General features: G+C 48.4%; 22 protein-coding genes. 10 read left to right on the top strand and 12 right to left on the bottom strand.

Annotated features, from left to right (window positions below; all coding sequences use genetic code 11):
- Position 1: 1 nt before the first annotated feature.
- From fabZ to BLS58_RS17420, 4 genes are all read left to right on the top strand, one after another.
- Positions 2-442, top strand: coding sequence for a 3-hydroxyacyl-ACP dehydratase FabZ (gene fabZ / locus BLS58_RS03515; protein WP_090396174.1), 441 nt, complete (start codon positions 2-4; stop codon positions 440-442).
- A 172-nt stretch (positions 443-614) separates the two neighbouring features.
- Positions 615-902, top strand: coding sequence for a DNA primase (locus BLS58_RS17175; protein WP_143018858.1), 288 nt, complete (start codon positions 615-617; stop codon positions 900-902).
- A gap of 280 nt (positions 903-1,182) precedes the next feature.
- The gene (locus tag BLS58_RS03510) at positions 1,183-1,464 is read left to right on the top strand and encodes a hypothetical protein (RefSeq protein ID WP_090396173.1); all 282 of its coding nucleotides are present in this window, start codon (positions 1,183-1,185) and stop codon (positions 1,462-1,464) included.
- Between the two features lie 2 nt (positions 1,465-1,466).
- Entirely contained in the window at positions 1,467-1,610 is a 144-nt protein-coding gene (locus tag BLS58_RS17420; RefSeq protein WP_176764584.1) for a hypothetical protein, read from the top strand.
- A gap of 3 nt (positions 1,611-1,613) precedes the next feature.
- Here the strand turns inward: BLS58_RS17420 and BLS58_RS03505 are convergent, their stop codons facing one another.
- The 11 genes from BLS58_RS03505 to BLS58_RS17415 form a co-directional block, all read right to left on the bottom strand.
- Positions 1,614-1,817: a CLC_0170 family protein gene (locus tag BLS58_RS03505; RefSeq protein ID WP_090396172.1), complete on the bottom strand. Its 204-nt coding sequence runs from the start codon at positions 1,815-1,817 to the stop codon at positions 1,614-1,616.
- Between the two features lie 13 nt (positions 1,818-1,830).
- On the bottom strand, positions 1,831-3,054 hold the full coding sequence (locus BLS58_RS03500; RefSeq protein ID WP_090396171.1) for a Ger(x)C family spore germination protein: 1,224 nt from the start codon (positions 3,052-3,054) through the stop codon (positions 1,831-1,833).
- A 21-nt stretch (positions 3,055-3,075) separates the two neighbouring features.
- Positions 3,076-4,302 carry a Ger(x)C family spore germination protein gene (locus BLS58_RS03495; protein WP_090396170.1) on the bottom strand — a complete coding sequence of 409 codons (1,227 nt, stop codon included), beginning with the start codon at positions 4,300-4,302 and terminating at the stop codon, positions 3,076-3,078.
- Positions 4,303-5,400: a GerAB/ArcD/ProY family transporter gene (locus tag BLS58_RS03490; protein WP_090396169.1), complete on the bottom strand. Its 1,098-nt coding sequence runs from the start codon at positions 5,398-5,400 to the stop codon at positions 4,303-4,305.
- A gap of 33 nt (positions 5,401-5,433) precedes the next feature.
- Positions 5,434-6,996, bottom strand: coding sequence for a spore germination protein (locus BLS58_RS03485; protein WP_245723040.1), 1,563 nt, complete (start codon positions 6,994-6,996; stop codon positions 5,434-5,436).
- Between the two features lie 232 nt (positions 6,997-7,228).
- The gene (locus BLS58_RS03480) at positions 7,229-8,251 is read right to left on the bottom strand and encodes a DUF3231 family protein (RefSeq protein WP_176764583.1); all 1,023 of its coding nucleotides are present in this window, start codon (positions 8,249-8,251) and stop codon (positions 7,229-7,231) included.
- 41 nt (positions 8,252-8,292) lie between these two features.
- On the bottom strand, positions 8,293-8,760 hold the full coding sequence (locus BLS58_RS03475; RefSeq protein WP_090396167.1) for a CBO0543 family protein: 468 nt from the start codon (positions 8,758-8,760) through the stop codon (positions 8,293-8,295).
- Positions 8,761-8,777: 17 nt separating this feature from the next.
- On the bottom strand, positions 8,778-9,245 hold the full coding sequence (locus tag BLS58_RS03470) for a hypothetical protein (protein ID WP_090396166.1): 468 nt from the start codon (positions 9,243-9,245) through the stop codon (positions 8,778-8,780).
- A 2-nt stretch (positions 9,246-9,247) separates the two neighbouring features.
- On the bottom strand, positions 9,248-10,030 hold the full coding sequence (locus tag BLS58_RS03465; RefSeq protein ID WP_090396165.1) for a hypothetical protein: 783 nt from the start codon (positions 10,028-10,030) through the stop codon (positions 9,248-9,250).
- A 3-nt stretch (positions 10,031-10,033) separates the two neighbouring features.
- Entirely contained in the window at positions 10,034-10,432 is a 399-nt protein-coding gene (locus BLS58_RS03460; RefSeq protein ID WP_245723039.1) for a hypothetical protein, read from the bottom strand.
- A 376-nt stretch (positions 10,433-10,808) separates the two neighbouring features.
- On the bottom strand, positions 10,809-10,985 hold the full coding sequence (locus tag BLS58_RS17415; protein WP_176764582.1) for a hypothetical protein: 177 nt from the start codon (positions 10,983-10,985) through the stop codon (positions 10,809-10,811).
- Positions 10,986-11,206: 221 nt separating this feature from the next.
- Here BLS58_RS17415 and BLS58_RS03455 point away from each other — a divergent pair, with 221 nt between their 5' ends.
- The 3 genes from BLS58_RS03455 (at position 11,207) to BLS58_RS03445 (ending at position 13,112) form a co-directional block, all read left to right on the top strand.
- Complete coding sequence (locus tag BLS58_RS03455; RefSeq protein WP_245723038.1) at positions 11,207-11,524, top strand: RNHCP domain-containing protein; 318 nt, start codon at positions 11,207-11,209, stop codon at positions 11,522-11,524.
- A 94-nt stretch (positions 11,525-11,618) separates the two neighbouring features.
- Positions 11,619-12,251, top strand: a complete 633-nt coding sequence (locus BLS58_RS03450) for a response regulator transcription factor (protein ID WP_090396162.1) — start codon at positions 11,619-11,621, stop codon at positions 12,249-12,251.
- Between the two features lie 75 nt (positions 12,252-12,326).
- The gene (locus tag BLS58_RS03445) at positions 12,327-13,112 is read left to right on the top strand and encodes an SDR family NAD(P)-dependent oxidoreductase (RefSeq protein WP_090396161.1); all 786 of its coding nucleotides are present in this window, start codon (positions 12,327-12,329) and stop codon (positions 13,110-13,112) included.
- Positions 13,113-13,156: 44 nt separating this feature from the next.
- Here the strand turns inward: BLS58_RS03445 and BLS58_RS03440 are convergent, their stop codons facing one another.
- Complete coding sequence (locus tag BLS58_RS03440; RefSeq protein WP_090396160.1) at positions 13,157-13,495, bottom strand: winged helix-turn-helix transcriptional regulator; 339 nt, start codon at positions 13,493-13,495, stop codon at positions 13,157-13,159.
- Between the two features lie 121 nt (positions 13,496-13,616).
- On the opposite strand from BLS58_RS03440, the gene BLS58_RS03435 reads away from it, so the two are divergent.
- The 3 genes from BLS58_RS03435 to BLS58_RS03425 are packed head-to-tail and all read left to right on the top strand — an operon-like array spanning position 13,617 to position 16,018.
- Complete coding sequence (locus BLS58_RS03435; RefSeq protein ID WP_090396159.1) at positions 13,617-14,675, top strand: LLM class flavin-dependent oxidoreductase; 1,059 nt, start codon at positions 13,617-13,619, stop codon at positions 14,673-14,675.
- A 12-nt stretch (positions 14,676-14,687) separates the two neighbouring features.
- The gene (locus BLS58_RS03430; RefSeq protein ID WP_090396158.1) at positions 14,688-15,254 is read left to right on the top strand and encodes an NADPH-dependent FMN reductase; all 567 of its coding nucleotides are present in this window, start codon (positions 14,688-14,690) and stop codon (positions 15,252-15,254) included.
- Positions 15,255-15,307: 53 nt separating this feature from the next.
- On the top strand, positions 15,308-16,018 hold the full coding sequence (locus tag BLS58_RS03425) for a gamma-glutamyl-gamma-aminobutyrate hydrolase family protein (RefSeq protein ID WP_090396157.1): 711 nt from the start codon (positions 15,308-15,310) through the stop codon (positions 16,016-16,018).
- The last annotated feature ends 28 nt before the right edge of the window (positions 16,019-16,046 follow it).

The following is a 16,046-nucleotide window of genomic DNA, read 5'->3' as shown; positions in this document are numbered from 1 at the left end:
AATGCTGACAACAGAAGAAATTCGCGCGATCATTCCTCATCGTCATCCTTTTCTCCTGATCGATCGGGTCGAAGAACTTGAAGCGGGAAAACGCTGCCTCGCCCTGAAAAATGTATCTGCCAATGAAGATTACTTTAACGGCCATTTCCCGGGGTATCCGGTCATGCCCGGGGTACTTATCGTAGAGGCGCTCGCACAAACCGGGGCGGTAGCATTGTTAAAAGATGATAAACACCAGGGTAAGCTGGCGGTCTTTGCCGGCATTGACCATTGCCGTTTCAAAGGCCAGGTCACGCCCGGGGACCAGCTTCGACTTGAAACCACGCTCACACGCGTACGCGGCTCGATCGGAAAAGGGCAGGCCACGGCCACTGTCAACGGGGAAGTTGTGGCGGAAATGGAATTGATGTTCGGGCTCGTGGATCGGGAGCAAGAAGGATGAGTCTTTCGCCCAAGTTGTGAGAATGTATTCATATTATGAAACAATGTATAAAGACATTCAAAAACGAACGCAACCCATAGACGAGAGCTGACGAGGTTGTTATGATAAGCACAGTTAACAGGAAGTCAGCTGTTAACACAATAACTATGAAACTAATTGGGGGAAATTTATCATGAATAAGAAACTACTTTATGGAGCACTTTCCGGTATTCTTTCCGTAGGCCTGCTAGCTGCATGCAACGGTGAAGAAGATCCAGAAGATGACGGCGGCATGGATGACATGGAAGAAGAAGAGCCGGCCGATGAAGAAGAAGATGACGGCCTAGATGATGATGGCATGGATGAAGAAAACGGCATGGACGATGAAGAAGAAGACGAAGATCCACTAGGCGACGATGAAGACGAAGAAGATGACCCAATGGGTGACGATGAAGAAGACGACGAAGACGAAGATCTTTAAGGATCAATAACAGAGACGCCTGCGGGCGTCTTTTTTTTTGCGACCTGGAGCTAAAGCGCCAGATTCTGCTTAAAAAGCGCCAGATTAAGATGAGAAACCGCCAGATTTCGTTAAAAAAGCGCCAGATTATCATGTAAAAGCGCCAAATTTAGCCGCCGACTTTATCACGCGTAAAATAACCAACAAAAACGGCTCCGTGTACGCCTCGTTCACCTTTCAGGGAGATGCTGCATAGGCTATGCAAAGTGGAGTGTACATACACGCGGAAAGGAGAGCCGTTATGAATAACGAAAATCACCCCTATAACACGCTCGATTTATTAAGGGAAAGAAATATAGAGATCATCACGGCTGCTTTGCTAGTAACCGGCAAACTAAGAGTCAATTTCGTATCCGTATTCCGTGATGAGCCTACGATTGAAGTGGTTGCGACCGGAGACTTCCCTTCCTTGAACAATGATAATCAGGTCATTGATCATTTCATCAAGGAAAACGGGGATATGACCGTTAGTGATCTTATGGAAAAAATAAATGAGCGCCTAAATCAAGAAAGGGGAACTTAACCATGCATGAAGGTTTTGATGGCGTCACGTTTAACCAGGGAATTATTTTTTTAATACTCATTGCTCTGCTTGTATTCGGGACGTTAATCAGAACGACGGCTGATGAAGATGATGATGCCGTCCAGGCGATCCAGGCCGATGCGTAAAGATCACCAGAAGAATTGATCAAGCACCCAACTCGTAATAAATAAAAGCCCCCCGGCAGCGACATTAAACCATCCCACGATGATTGCTGCCTTTTTTTCTTTTTTCCTTTTTTCCCGGTCGTAAGCTTTGACATCTACATACAGGGTGACGATACCCGTTACCAACAGCAATACGACGGCATAATTGGTAAAGCCGATTTCCACCATGTCGAATTCCTCCCTACGTCGCTTGCGTGCCCACGCGCCGAAGGTTAATGATCACGTCGACGTCCACGTCAACGTCTTGAAAAACTTCCTGCCATTGCTCGTTCGTTCCGACGTTCTCATTCCAGTAGCCGGGATGTTTGGCGCGAATCTGTTCTCCGAACCCAAAAATGTCGGCTTGCTCTTCCTGCATGTCCTGGATAAGTTGTTCGGCAGCATCGGCATTGACTTGCTCTTCCTGCTGTTCTATTTTTTCAAGGACGCGAGCATTTTGCAGCTGCATATTGTCTGTTTCTTCTGTTTCCTGGATGGTCAGTTCAAAGCGAATGGCTAAATTCAAGCGGGGTTGCCCGTCTTTAATTTCGCTCTCGAGGGTTGTATCCCGAGATAATGTATCAAGGAGAATATGGCTGTCAGTGTCGGGCACCTTGACAAAATATTCATACCCGCCTTGCTCGAATCCAATGATGCCCATGTAGACGCCGATTTCAAAAGGGGTGACTGTTCCTGTCATCTCATCCCCCTTAAAATAACTCATTCCGCCCAGTTTAATCTGCTCGTCCCCCATGATTTCAAAATATGGTAAAAAACCCTCCTGACCTTTGCTGGACAGCAACCTCCAGAACAAACCGATGTAATCCTCAGGGAACTTCCCCAACTCCACCGCGTTTTCGATCATATTGGCAAGGTACAACGTCGGGATTTGTTGTAAGTCCGGCGCCAGATCCATATACTGGCCCGCTTCTTCTGCAGACACGATCATCCAGGCGTTCCTTCTTACCTCCGCGTTGCGTCGCAACGATTCGTTGAAACGGTCAACGCCATTTCTGGCCACGTCTTCATTGACGATGATGATGCGTAACTGGCCGAGAAACAAGTCTTCCGCGACCTCTTGTTGTAAATGGCTTAATGCGTCATTCAGCGAACGGCCGGTCACCTCAAGTACCCAAACCGGATCGGATTCTTCCCCTCCGCCTCCACCTTGTCCTATCGGTCCCAAAGGGACTTCTCCCGGTACAGCTATTTGCGCCGTCACGTTAATCATGTCTTCCTGGGGAGGCTCGATCAGTCCATCTTCCACATAGGTGATATCGTCTTGATCTTCTTCGGGGCCGGGCTCCGCCTCATCAATGGCCAGCGCGAGCACATTGGCCCGCTGTTCAATGTCGTTGCCGTCCCAGCATCCCGTTAAACAGAGACACAATAGAGCGAAGAAACCAAATCGCGCGCCCACCTTCATTGCTTACGGACCCCCACCTTTCTATGTTGCTTGCGTACCTACGCGCCGAATCTGGATGATATAGTCGACATCAACGTCCATGTCCTGAAAGGCGTCGCGCCATTGTTCTTTCGTTCCGATATGTTGATTCCAGTAGCCGGGATGTTTGGCGCGAATATATTCTCCGAAGCCGAAAATGTCGGATTTTTCATCCTGCATCTCTTGAATTAACCGTTCGGCAGCGTCAGTATTTTCTTTTTTCGCTGCCTCTTCGATGTTCTCAATCACCTTCGAGTCCCGAAGCTGATCATCGTCTTCGATTGTTTCATTGATCACGAGCTCGTAGCGTACAGTGATGTTCGCGTAAGGTTTCCCATCCCGGATCTCGGTATTGATTTTCGTTTCGCGCATGTCCGTATGATTGAGAACATGGGCATCCGTTCCGGGAACGATGGAAAAAAACTCATATCCTCCTTGCTCTTCATCCGTTAACGCCATAAAGGTGCCGATATTGATCGGGTCAATCTCCCCGATCATTTGGTCGTCTCGAAAATAGGCAAGACCGTTGATCTGGATTTGTTCGTCGCCTCTCATTTTCAGGTAAGGGAGATAACCATCCTGGCCCTGGCTGGACAGCATTCGCCAGAATAGTCCCAGATAATTATCGGGAAATTTCCCTAAACCTACCGAGTTTTCTACCATGTGGGCAAGATATAACGTCGGAATGTCTTCGAGTGCCGGAGCCAGGTCCATATACTGGGCAGCTTCTTCCTGCGAGACGACCATCCAGGCGGTTCTCCGCACGTCTGGTTCGCGTAACAACGATGTGTTGAAACGATCAACCCCTTCCCTGGCGACATCTTCATGAACAACAATCACCCGTAAATGCCCGAGGAATAACTCTTCGGCGATTTGCTGTTGCAAACGGCTCAAGGCATCCTGCAGGGAATAGCCCGTAACATGCAATACCCACACCGGATCAGGGCCGCCCCCGCCTTCTGCCATTCCCGGACCGAGCGGGACTTCTCCCGGGATAGCTACTTGTGCCGTTACCTGGAGCATGTCTCCTTGCGGTGACGCTGTCATGCCTTCTTCCATGGTAATGTCGTCTTGCTCCTGTTCGGCCTCCGGGTCGGCTTTATCAATGGCGATGGCGAGCACGTTGGATCGGGCTTCAATGTCATTGCTGTCCCAGCAACCGGCCAACAAAAGGACAAAAAGAAAAATGATGAGACAACCCATGCCTATTCGTTTCACTCCAAACGTCATTTATGCGGCCATCCTTCCTTTTTTCCTGCGTATTCGCGCGATCACGTACAAAAGAATGGGGTAGAGGACAGTGAGGCAAAGGCCTGCTGTCCCTACCCTTTGCACGATTTCATACAGTTGCAGCGTGTTCTGGGGCAGCATCGCGATGACAAAAACGATCGGCAGCATAAAATAGGAAAACAGCTTGTGGTCCTGCAGGCGCAAAAGTTGTTTGAGCGAGTAGACGATAAACATATAGGTTCCATACAACGTAGTAAACACAGCGACGACAAACACGACCAGAAAAAAGATATCGAGGCGTTCCAGGAATTCACCCGGGATGGTGATCGATCGTGCCAGCTCCAATGTTGGCCACAGCAAATGTTGTGTTTCTCCGGGACCAAACAATCCCAATGTGGCGATGACTATGGACAGGCAAAGCAGGCCGGCCAAAACAATGGCCCAAACCGTCGCTTTCATCGCTTTTTCCGGAGAGCGCATAAAGGGAATGATCATCGTAAGGATAAATGAACCTTGCAGCAATGAGGCGATGGTAAAGATACCCGGCAGCATCCCGCTTGGGTCATTTCCCCACAGCGGTTGGAGATAAAGGGCATCGGAGTCCCCGACAGAAAGAGCAATGATGATGGCATTGGGGATAAAAAGAACCGGGAGATAGAAAACGTGAATATAGGCGAACGTATTCATATCGTTGCGGACAAAGATGGCCGCCGTTAACAGCATGACGATCACCGTTACTTCCATCGGGGTTGCGGGCAAAATGTTAATGATGACGACTTCCCCGAACTCCCGGGCAGCCAGGGCGGTTAAAACGGTGAAAAAAACGATTATGACGAGACTCCCGATTCTCCCTAACCATTTGCCGACGATATCTTCGCTGTAATGAATGATCGATTTTTCCGGAAAGCGTTTTCCCAGGAGGGTGACAAACGCGAGTCCGACAAAAATGAGAACCACTCCCAGGAAAGTGACCAATGGCGCACCGGTGTCGGCAGCTCTTACCGCGAATAAAGGAAGAGGCAGGAGGCCTACCCCAAGGACGGTGCTAATGATTATTGCTGTGACTTGTTGCACTGTGAGTTGTCGTGGAAATCCCATGCGTGTATGCCTCCCGACGATTTCCCGTGACCATTAATCGCGCGTATGGCTTGGTTGTCTGGATAGTCGCTTTGTTTCTTCCTGGTCGAACCGTTCCCGGTTCGACGGATCGAGAAAGGACGGTCGTTTGACGAAGCGCCATAATGGAAAGCGAAATACAACATCCTTCCATCCCTGGGCGTTTCCCGGCGAAACCGGACTCATATACGGGACCCCGAACGATTTTAACGAGAGCATATGGTTAAAAATATAGAGAATCCCGATGACGAGCCCGTAAAGACCGAACATGCCGGAAAGAATAATCAGCGGGAAGCGGAGCATACGTAACGAAAACGCGCCGGTATAGGACGGGGTGGCAAATGAACCAATCGTCGCCAACGCCACGACGATAATGGTAATCGGGCTGGAAATACCGGCCTGAACCGCTGCTTCCCCAATAATGAGCACCCCTACGATCGAGAGCGCCGTGCCGACCTGGGTCGGCAGACGAATGGAAGCTTCGCGTAAGATTTCCATGGCAACATCAATAATAAGCACTTCCACCACGGCCGGATAAGGGACGCCGGCTCGGCCGCTGGCGACAGCCACGGCAAAATCCGTAGGTAACAATTCCGGATGAAAGGAAATGAAAGCTACATAAAGTGAAGAAGATACGAGCGCGAACATAAGGGCTATGAGTCTTACGATGCGTATAAAGTTCCCCATTAATAAACGATTCGAATAGTCTTCAGGAGTTTGATAAAGTTGGTTCCATACCACCGGTAAAAGAATAGCAAACGGAGAACCATCGGCGAGGATCGCCACTCTGCCTTCCGCCAGGTTGGCCACCGTCTTATCCGGCCGTTCGGTCGTTTGCAACTGGGGGAAGGGGGAATATTGGTTGTCTTCTATCATTTGTTCGATATAGCCGATATCGCCGATCACATCGATATCAATATTGTCGAGACGCCTTTCCACTTCTTGAACGAGTTCCGGTTCTGTCGTTCCGTCCATATAACAAATCGCTACTTTTGTATGGGACATGCGCCCAAGTTTTTTGCTCTGTACCCGAAGACCGGGCGTTTGCAGACGATTGCGCAACAAGGCGATGTTGGTTCCCAATTGTTCGATAAACCCTTCCCGGGGTCCGAGGACCACTTGCTCGGTTCCCGGTTCGTCAATCGCCCTTTCCGGGATTTTCCAAGTCGCGATGAGAATCGCATGGTCCAGCCCCTCGACAGCGATCATCGTTTTACCGCCCAGAAGTTCCTCGACCAGTGTGGCTAACTGATTCTCCAGTTCGGCATCGCTATGGTAGATGGATTCATTTAGTAAAACGTCCTGTAATTCGTCAATGTGAATGTCCTTATCATCCAAGTGAGGGGGTCCGTGCATGATTGGCTTGAGCACATCGGTCTTGATCGACATTTCATTGACCATTTTTGCGAAATAAAACATCACTGCGGAAAAATGTCCGAAAACGTGAAACCGGCGTGTGACAAAATCTTCATTTTGCCCCAAAGCATCCTGAATGAAGCGAATGGTATCTTCCAGATTACCGGAGACGACTTTTGGATCTGCTTTATGATATTTTCGTTTCATAAAACGAAGCGACACGACGCGATCATCCTTCGGTAAGTAAGTCCGTTTACCTTATCGTTCCAAATGAAGTTAAATTTATACGATTTGACGAGATCGCTGATAAATCGTCGAGTTCGCCGATAAAATTGGAGATCGCTGATAAAATTAAAATTTCGCTGATATAACGGATTGATTTTACGAAATTAACAGTGCGTTTCCCGCTAACATGCACCCATCCCCCGGTTGGACGCATGAAACGGCACGCCCCTTACCCACGATCTCCTTTCTCGCTCGCCAGAGCGTCCCGGTCGGGTGCGGGTGGTGGTTGTTCCAGCCAGCTCTTGTCGATCATAAGGTTGGCGCCGTCTTCTGCCATGAGAGCTATCTCGCCCATCAACCGGGCATATGTGAGACCGATATCGCGCCGGGGGCTACCCGCGGTAGACAATCCGTAGTTGCCGATCCCGATGTCGATCAACGCGGTGGTGTGGAAGGTCATCAACTTATCGGAAAATGGAGACACGGTGGTATCCGTGACATTTGTTTCCCACCCCATCGGAGGGGGAAGGTCTTCTTCTTTTAAAAGCGAGCCAAAGACTTCGATGTGTTTATGGGCGATCTCTTTGCCGCGCACAAAATATTTTTTCACTTTTGGGTCCTTCGCCACTTGCGCAAAGCCCATCATGAGCGCTTTTCCCAATGTGTTCGTTTCTACGTTCTCGAAAAGATGGGTGATTTCGACGGCGGTCAGCGCTCGGCGTTCGCCGAGAAACCCTCTGAGAAATGTTTGCTTGTCGACAAAGTCCACTTCCTTCGGGACAGGAATGGCCGGCGGTCGACTATAAATGCCCTTTGTCAATAACCTTTCTTTTGCAGCTTCATGAAGCTCTGTCGCTCGTTGAAGGGTCGTTTGACAGATGTTTGTCATATCTGAGCGCGTAACGACCGAGATGCCGGCCCCGGCAGACGTTATGACTGCGATAGCTATATGTCGGGCATAATCTAACATGAACGCGTCACTAAACAGGCGGGGCGCGGAAGGATTCACGTCTTCACTCGGGATGAAGCCCTTCGGCATCACCATTTGTTCACGCTGACATACCTCCTCGATCAGGGCCGAATTGTCTTGGCTATGCTTTTTGGCCGTTAGTAGCACTTCGTGGATATCGGGGTCTTCCACTTTTTCAAGAAAGGCAGTAGTCATACAAATGATCAGGCTATTTTTTATATAATAACCCCACAAAATGCCGATTTCCGACGCGGTTAAATCAGGGCTCTGATTTTCTGCCAATGCTCTCACCTCTTGTTTCATAGTGTTTGTAGACCTTTTCGTTAACCAAGTTTCTTTGCCAACCATCTAATCACAGAAAGGACCCCCTTCGTCGCTAATAAAAGGCCTATGATTGAACATATATTAGTGAACCCGGACCATTTTTTCCATTGCACTAAACGCGTCTTTTTTTCAATGCCATACTCGATCAATGTATGTGCACCACTGTACAGAAAAGCTTGTCCGACGATGCCGGGTAACCTGGAGCGGCGCGTCGTGTGATTGAACCATAAACTCATCAAGGGCAGAAGCAGTTGTTCATAAAGAATGTTGGTCTGAAAATATTTGGGCATGGGGCGCACCGGATATTTCACCATCTTCTTCCCGACAACCATTTGCGCTAAAAAAGTGGCGGCATACCCCGTGAAAAAAAAGAGAATGGCGCGCTCCTTGATATTACGACGGAAGAAGGTAAAGGGAAGGGCAAGGATACCCCCGATAAAAAGTGTTCGTAACATTTGTCGTTCCAAAATAAGCGGCCTCCTTTTCAGTGGGTCTCCTCAATTTTTGCTACGCCAAGCGCGAGGTGATCCCAGAGAATTGTTTCTACTTTTCCCATTTGTTCCGGGAGACATTCAATCACGAGAAGGACTTCTGACTTTTTCCCCTTCAGGACGCGCTTTCTTTTATGAAAAAATTTTATAAGCAGGAGATCAATGGTAAAACCGAGCAAAAAGCCTGCTGCAGCGCCAATAAGTCCCCAAAAGATCGGTCCCCATTCCCACTCGAATCCCATGCTGGCTGCAACAACGGAAAACGCCACTGCCAAGGCGGCGCCTTTGTCAAACAAGCTCACGCCGTCCGAGCGATGAAGCGTATCAAACAATTTGCGATCTTCCTTGCGATTATCCAGCGGTACAGCCAAAATGTTCTGTTTTTGAATGTCTATGGACGCCAAACTTGACAAAGCCAGCTCTACGTATATGGAATGTTCAAAAGTGGCAAAGATTTGCATCTTCACACCTGCCAATCAGAGAGTTTGACCCGGTATGTTTGATAATTTTTCTTCAAAAAATTACGTTGATCGCTCTCAAACAATTTATTATTTTCCACGGTATTCACATAAGCATCATACATAGCGAATCCATATAGAGAAGGTAAAAAAAGAAGCCATTGCGGTTCGACCACGGTTGTGGCTTCACTGATTTGCCCCAAAAAGAGAAGATGCACGGCGATCAATACTTTTGAAAAGTAAATGAAAACGATTAACCAAGATATAATAAAAAGAGCGGTCAATAATCGGTGAATGTATAATTGCCCCAACCCCGGGGTCAGAAGCGACCAAAGGACCGCTAACCGTGGATTCCTTTTGTCCAGGTAATTAATTTCCAACCCTGTCAAATTAAACGATGTAACAGGAGCATTTTCTTTATCAGCCAATAGAGACTGTTTATTCAAATCGACGGTCGTCCGGTAGCTATCCCAAATGCCGAAAATATACATCGGAATATACAAAAGGATCCATCTTGGTTCGAGGACCTCTTTGGCCATCTCAAACTGACCAGTATACGAATGAACCATGGCAAGATTGAGATTAGCCATGACATTCAAAAGAATTTCCAATGATAACAATGTGAAACCTCGCAGATATTTGGATAAAAGAAGATGTCCACATCCGGGGAGCGCTGCATTCCACCAAGCGATCATGTAAGGGTTGCGTAAATGTAATTGGGTGGTGCCTAAAATACTGACGAATGCTTTGAAGCGGCGTTCTTGATTGGTTTGTGAAAAATTTTGCATAGGTTATGGGTTCCTCTCCCTTTTAATGAGAATCTTCCTGATGCCGAAGCCGATCGCCAATCCGATAAAGGAAGATAGGATCGGCAAGAAGATCGGGCCGATGACGACACCGAAGATGGGGAGCGATGAATAAGCAACGCCGATGGTCGTTATGAACGCGGTCATGGCAAAGGGCAGAAACATATACGCATGTTGATCGCCGCCGACGTCTCTATAGGCATCCCAAATAGCAAAAAAATATAAGCACGGGTAAAACATAATCCATAAATAATCCGCTTGCTGCACGGCTGCCTGCGTCTGTCCCTGGAAACTCAGGACGATGAGCGTGTTCAGATTTCCCTGCACATTAACGAGAATTTCAATCAGGACCAAGGTGATCCCCTTGACATAAGACTTGCTCACTAATTGTGCGAATCCCGGCAGGGCGATGCTCCATAAAATGGCTTCCAGTCTTTTTTCGATATAAACTCACCACGTTACTGTTAGGTCTTCTTGCTTTCTTAGATTGTCCGCTGATAGGGATGTCCATGCGTAAAGTATAATAATCGCTGATTTTGGGGGCGCCAGCATGGCGTTGACGACCCAACGGCTTCCTCTGTAACGCGTTAGGTCTTCAAAAACCGATACTGGCGACCTAACGACATCAGTCACAACACGTTAGGGCAGCAAAAGCTATGGTTGGCGACCTAACGACTTCCGTATCAAAGCATTAGGTCGTCAAAGATCGATAGTGATGATCGAAAAAAGATGCCGCGGTGCCGGCACGCGACATCTTTTTTTATTCCAGGGTCCGGTTGTTGTCATCAACGTTGATAGGGTGATCGGGGTCTGGGTTATCGCTTTCCATGAAAATCCCGTCCCCATTGCAAATGGTGCATGGATACTTCCATTGTTCATCATCCATGAGTAAGCCCGTGCCATCGCACGCGGTACATGTATTATCACGTTTACCCATCGGGTTGCACCTCCGTTTTTTATCATGATGTCCATGAGGGGAGGAAAATACAATGAGGATGAGCGATTGGAATTAATTACTATGTTATCGGCGATCGACCTTTGGACGTGTTGAGCAGGAAAAGCCCGACAAGCCTATAATAATAAATGAGAAAAAAGTCTCAGACGTTGCAGCGTTACTGTAATTGTGCTATCATCAACGCGATCATTGGGGGGATGAACGTGAGTAGAACGACCGAAAACACCGGCTTTACATGTGATCACTGCGGAGGTGAAGTGCGCCCGCTGACGAATGGCAGCTACCGCAATCACTGCCCGTTCTGTCTCTATTCCAGGCATGTGGATATGCGCCCGGGCGACCGCGCTTCGGCATGTGGGGGGCTAATGGAGCCGGTCGATTTGCTTTATCATTCCAAGAAAGGGTATCAGATCGTGCACCAATGCCGTCAGTGCGGACACGAACAGTTGAACAAAGCCGCGGACGACCCTGTTCAGGAGGATGATGTCATTTCCTTGATGGAACGTCTGGCGCGGGGGTGAGTGCCACGAAAAACAGCACAAAATATTGTCAAATATTTGATAATCCCTCCGGAATATGCTATATTATACGTGATTTAACAGGGGAGGGTATGGGATGAAAGTGTGCTTAACATTTTATGAAGAAGCCGAGGAGCAAGAAAAACTTCAACAACTGTATCAGTCGCGGGAAGATGTTTATTGGGACGCGGAGCGCGAGCAAGTGGTGGTTGAAAACGAGCAAATCTATGTAAAAGGAAAAGAAGCGAGCCTCCGGCACCTCAAAGAACGTCCGTTACATAATTATGTCGCCCTGGTCAATCCCGGCGAGCACCAATTGTTCAAGCAGGTGCTCGATGCAGGCATATCCCACGTGATCGCGGGTTCGCACTCTATCCGAACTTTAGGTTCCAAAATTCTGAATAAAACATCGAGTTCAGTTTATATTGACCCGGTGCTGAACCTCGATTTCCTTAAGGTGATGGACAAAGCCTTTACTCCCAAAAAGCAGAGGTCCATGCCTTTCCAGCTTCATTTTGAGAACGCGGCCAAAATCCTCAGTCATGCGGAATGCCAGATATTCCAGGGCATTCTCGATGGCAAAAGCAATTTAAAAATAGCCAAAGATGCTTATCTCGCGCCGTCAACGGTCAATAATCATGTGAGCAAAATCATTAGAAAAATAAACGCCAAAGACCGTACCCACGCGATAAAAAGAGCGATTGAACTGAACTGGATCAGTCATGTTTAGCCCGTAAGAAAGGGTTTTTTTTATGTTACATGATCTTCTGAATAGGGTAAAAGATAAACATAAAGGAGGGACAGCATGCGACTAAAAGACAAAGTAGCGATCGTGACCGGCGGGAGCCAGGGAATCGGCCAGGGCATCGCGGAAACATTCGCGAATGAAGGCGCGAAGGTCGTCGTTGCCGATGTGAATGAAGAAGCCGGACGCGAAACCGTGCAGGCATTGCAAAATAACGAGGCGGAGGCTTTTTTTCAACCGACGGACGTCAGTGATGAAACGAGCGTGATGAGTCTGATGAAAACAGCCGTGGAAAAATATGGCGGAGTTGACATTTTAGTAAACAATGCCGCGATAAATTTCCGCAAACCCGTTCATGAAACATCGTTGGAAGAGTGGAACAAGCTGCTCGGCATCAATTTAACCGGACCCTTTTTATGCTCGAAATATGCTTTACCTGAGTTACAAAACCGCGGCGGCGGTTCGATCATCAACATCGCTTCCTGGCACGCGGAAAAAACGATCACCCGTCTTGCCGCTTACGCTTCCGCGAAAGGGGGATTAACGGCGCTAACCCGGCAGATGGCCCTCGATTACGGCGCTGACCAGATCCGCGTCAACGCGGTCGGACCAAGCACCGTCGATACCCCCCTTTTGCAAAAAACATTCGAAAGCCTCGATGATCCGGATGAAGCATTCCGGCAAACGTTGGATTTTCAGCCGATGGGACGCATCGGCACGACCGAGGACATCGCCAACGCCTGTTTATTCCTGGCATCCGATGAATCCACCTACGTGAGCGGGCAAACGCTCATGGTCGATGGCGGCGCCATCAATAAAATCGCGCGTCCGTTGATGTTTGACTAGTCCACTATTATTATGTCCTCACCCAACCCAGGTGAGGACATATGTTATTGCACGCTTTTTTTGATTTTTCGATTCTGGTGTTTGGTCCCCCACTCATGCATCGCTTCTAAAATAGGTTGTAAACTCCTCCCATATTCGGTGATGGAATACTCGACTTTTGGGGGCACTTGCGGATAAACGATACGCGCGATAATATCCTCATCTTCCAATTCACGTAAATGTTTCGTGAGCATCTTTTGCGTTATATTGGGAACGCTTCGTTTGAGCTCATTAAATCGCATTGTTCCATTTTTTAACAAATGAAGTAATATAATTGGTTTCCATTTTCCTACCACAATCTCCAAAGCTTCCTCGACTTGGCATTGGTCGGGATCAATATTCATGCTATATTCCTCCGTAGTATCTTTTTATATACTATACCACTTAAAGGTGCGTACTTATACTTTTAGGTTTTATAGCTTATAATAGTCATATAGGTTTAGATAAAAGAGAGGGATCAATCAAATGGAAAATTATCGTATCGATCCGGCTAAAGGTATGGAATTTGGCATTTATACATTAGGCGATCATTTGCCGGACCCAACGGCGGGTGAACGAATTTCCGCGGAACAACGGATTCATGAGCTCATTGAATTAGCGCAATTAGCCGAAGAGGCGGGCATTGATTTTTTCAGCGTCGGCGAAAGCCATCAAGAATATTTTGCCACACAGGCACACGCGGTTATTTTGTCGGCTATCGCCCAGGCGACCGAAAAAATAAAAATATCGAGTTCATCTACGATCATCAGCACGTCAGACCCGGTCCGCGTGTATGAGAATTTCGCGACGGTTGACCTGATTTCGCAGGGACGCGCGGAAATGGTTGCGGGGCGTGCTTCCCGTGTCGGGCTCTTCGACTTGTTGGGCTATGATCTTCGGGATTATGAAGAGTTATATGAAGAAAAGTTTGCGTTATTATTGAAAATCAATGAAGAGGAAGTCGTCAATTGGGACGGGCAGTTCCGTGCCCCGATGAAAAATGCAAAGGTGCTCCCCCGTCCGCAAAATGGGTCGCTACCGATTTGGCGCGCGGTCGGTGGGACACCGGCGAGTGCCATCAAGGCAGGCCACGCCGGGGTACCGATGTATTTGGCTCATTTAGGCGGTCCTGTTACCAGCTTTAAGCCATCCATTGATGCTTATCGTGAGGCGGCCCGTCAAAGCGGATTTGATCCAACGGGGCTACCGATCTCAACAGCCGGGTTTTTTTATACAGCGGAAACAACCCAGCAGGCACAGCAGGAATATTATCCTCATATCAATGAAGGCATGAAGCTGACAAACGGACGAGGGTTTCCGAAACAGGCCTTTGCCCAGAGTGATGATCTGCGAACCGTCATAAACGTCGGCAGTCCGCAGCAGGTGATCGAAAAAATACTGTATCAGCATGAACAGTTTGGCCATCAGCGTTTTATTGCCCAAATGGACTTCGGCGGCGTATCGTTCGATAAACTGCGAAAAAACATTGAGCTTATCGGGACAGAAATTTTACCGGCAATCAAGAAATATACGGCCAAACAGTAGGAGGCAAGGAAAATGAACATCGTAGCATTATCGGGCTCCAATGTCGGCTCCAAAACGAGAGCGGCGATGGATTACACTGTGAACACTGTGGCTCAAAAATATCCGGAGACGGGCGTAACCTTGATCGATTTAGCAGACTTCGAGATACAATTTAGTGATGGGCGCCACTTTCTGGACTATGAAGGGGATACACAATATGTCGCTAAAACGATCGTGGAGGCGGATGCCATCATCATCGGAACGCCCATTTTTCAGGCATCCATCCCCGCAACTTTGAAAAATATATTCGATTTGCTCCCGCAGGACGGGTTGCGCGATAAAGTTGTGAGTGTCCTGGTAACCGCCGGATCCCTCACCCATTTTCTCATTGTGGAACAACAGCTAAAACCGATTTTGTCGTATATGAAAGCGCAAATCGTCCAGGATTATGTATTTATCGAAGAACAAAATATCCATCGAAAAGAGATCACCAATGATGATGTTTCACTCCGCATTGATCGTTTGGTGGAAGACACCGTCGGATTGACGGAAACGTATATGAATATGCGCAAAGCACAGGAAGAAGCGTATGGCTTTTAGCGTTCCCACATCTGCCCGTTCAGTGATATGATAAGAGAAAAAGTGGGGATACAATGAGCGCAACGATTGGCATTACAACGAATCTGAAGGAAGAAAAAATGATCTCTCTGAGCCAGGACAATGTGACAGCGGTTGTGAACAGCGGCGGCGTCCCCATCATGTTGCCGAACATTTTGGAAGAAGAGCTGATTGGGCGAATGGTGGAACAGCTGGATGGGCTGCTCGTGACGGGGGGAGGCGACATCGATCCGACGCTTTTCGGTGAAGAGCCTCATCAGAATCTTGGCAGTATAAACCCGGCGCGGGACCGCTTTGAAATGCTGATAATTCAAGCCTGTCTTGAAAAAGACATCCCGATTCTGGCGATTTGCCGCGGCTGCCAAATTTTAAATATTGCCGCGGGCGGCGACATGTACCAGGACATCTACAGCCAGAAAAATGGCGAGCTGCTGCAGCACCAGCAGCGCGCGCCACGGGCGCACGGTTCGCACTATGTCGACGTGACGCCAGGTTCCCGCCTGGCCAAAATCGCCGGGGCGACGCGCTACAAAGTGAACAGCTATCACCACCAGGCGGTGCGCGCGATGGCGGACGGCTTCACCGCCGTCGGCACGGCCAGCGACGGCGTCATCGAGGCATTCGAAAGCGAAAAACATTCTTTTGTCATCGGCGCCGAATGGCACCCGGAGAATATGGCCTTAGCGGGCGACGAATATAGCGTGCGTCTGTTTGACGCGTTTATCGAAGCGGCGCGAGGTCGCTGATATAATTGGGAGATCGCCGATAAATTTT

This window comes from Natribacillus halophilus (assembly GCF_900100185.1).
GTDB classification, from domain to species: domain Bacteria; phylum Bacillota; class Bacilli; order Bacillales; family Marinococcaceae; genus Natribacillus; species Natribacillus halophilus.
Note: the sequence above shows the minus strand (reverse complement) of the source record. Positions and strands in the feature narration are given on the sequence as shown.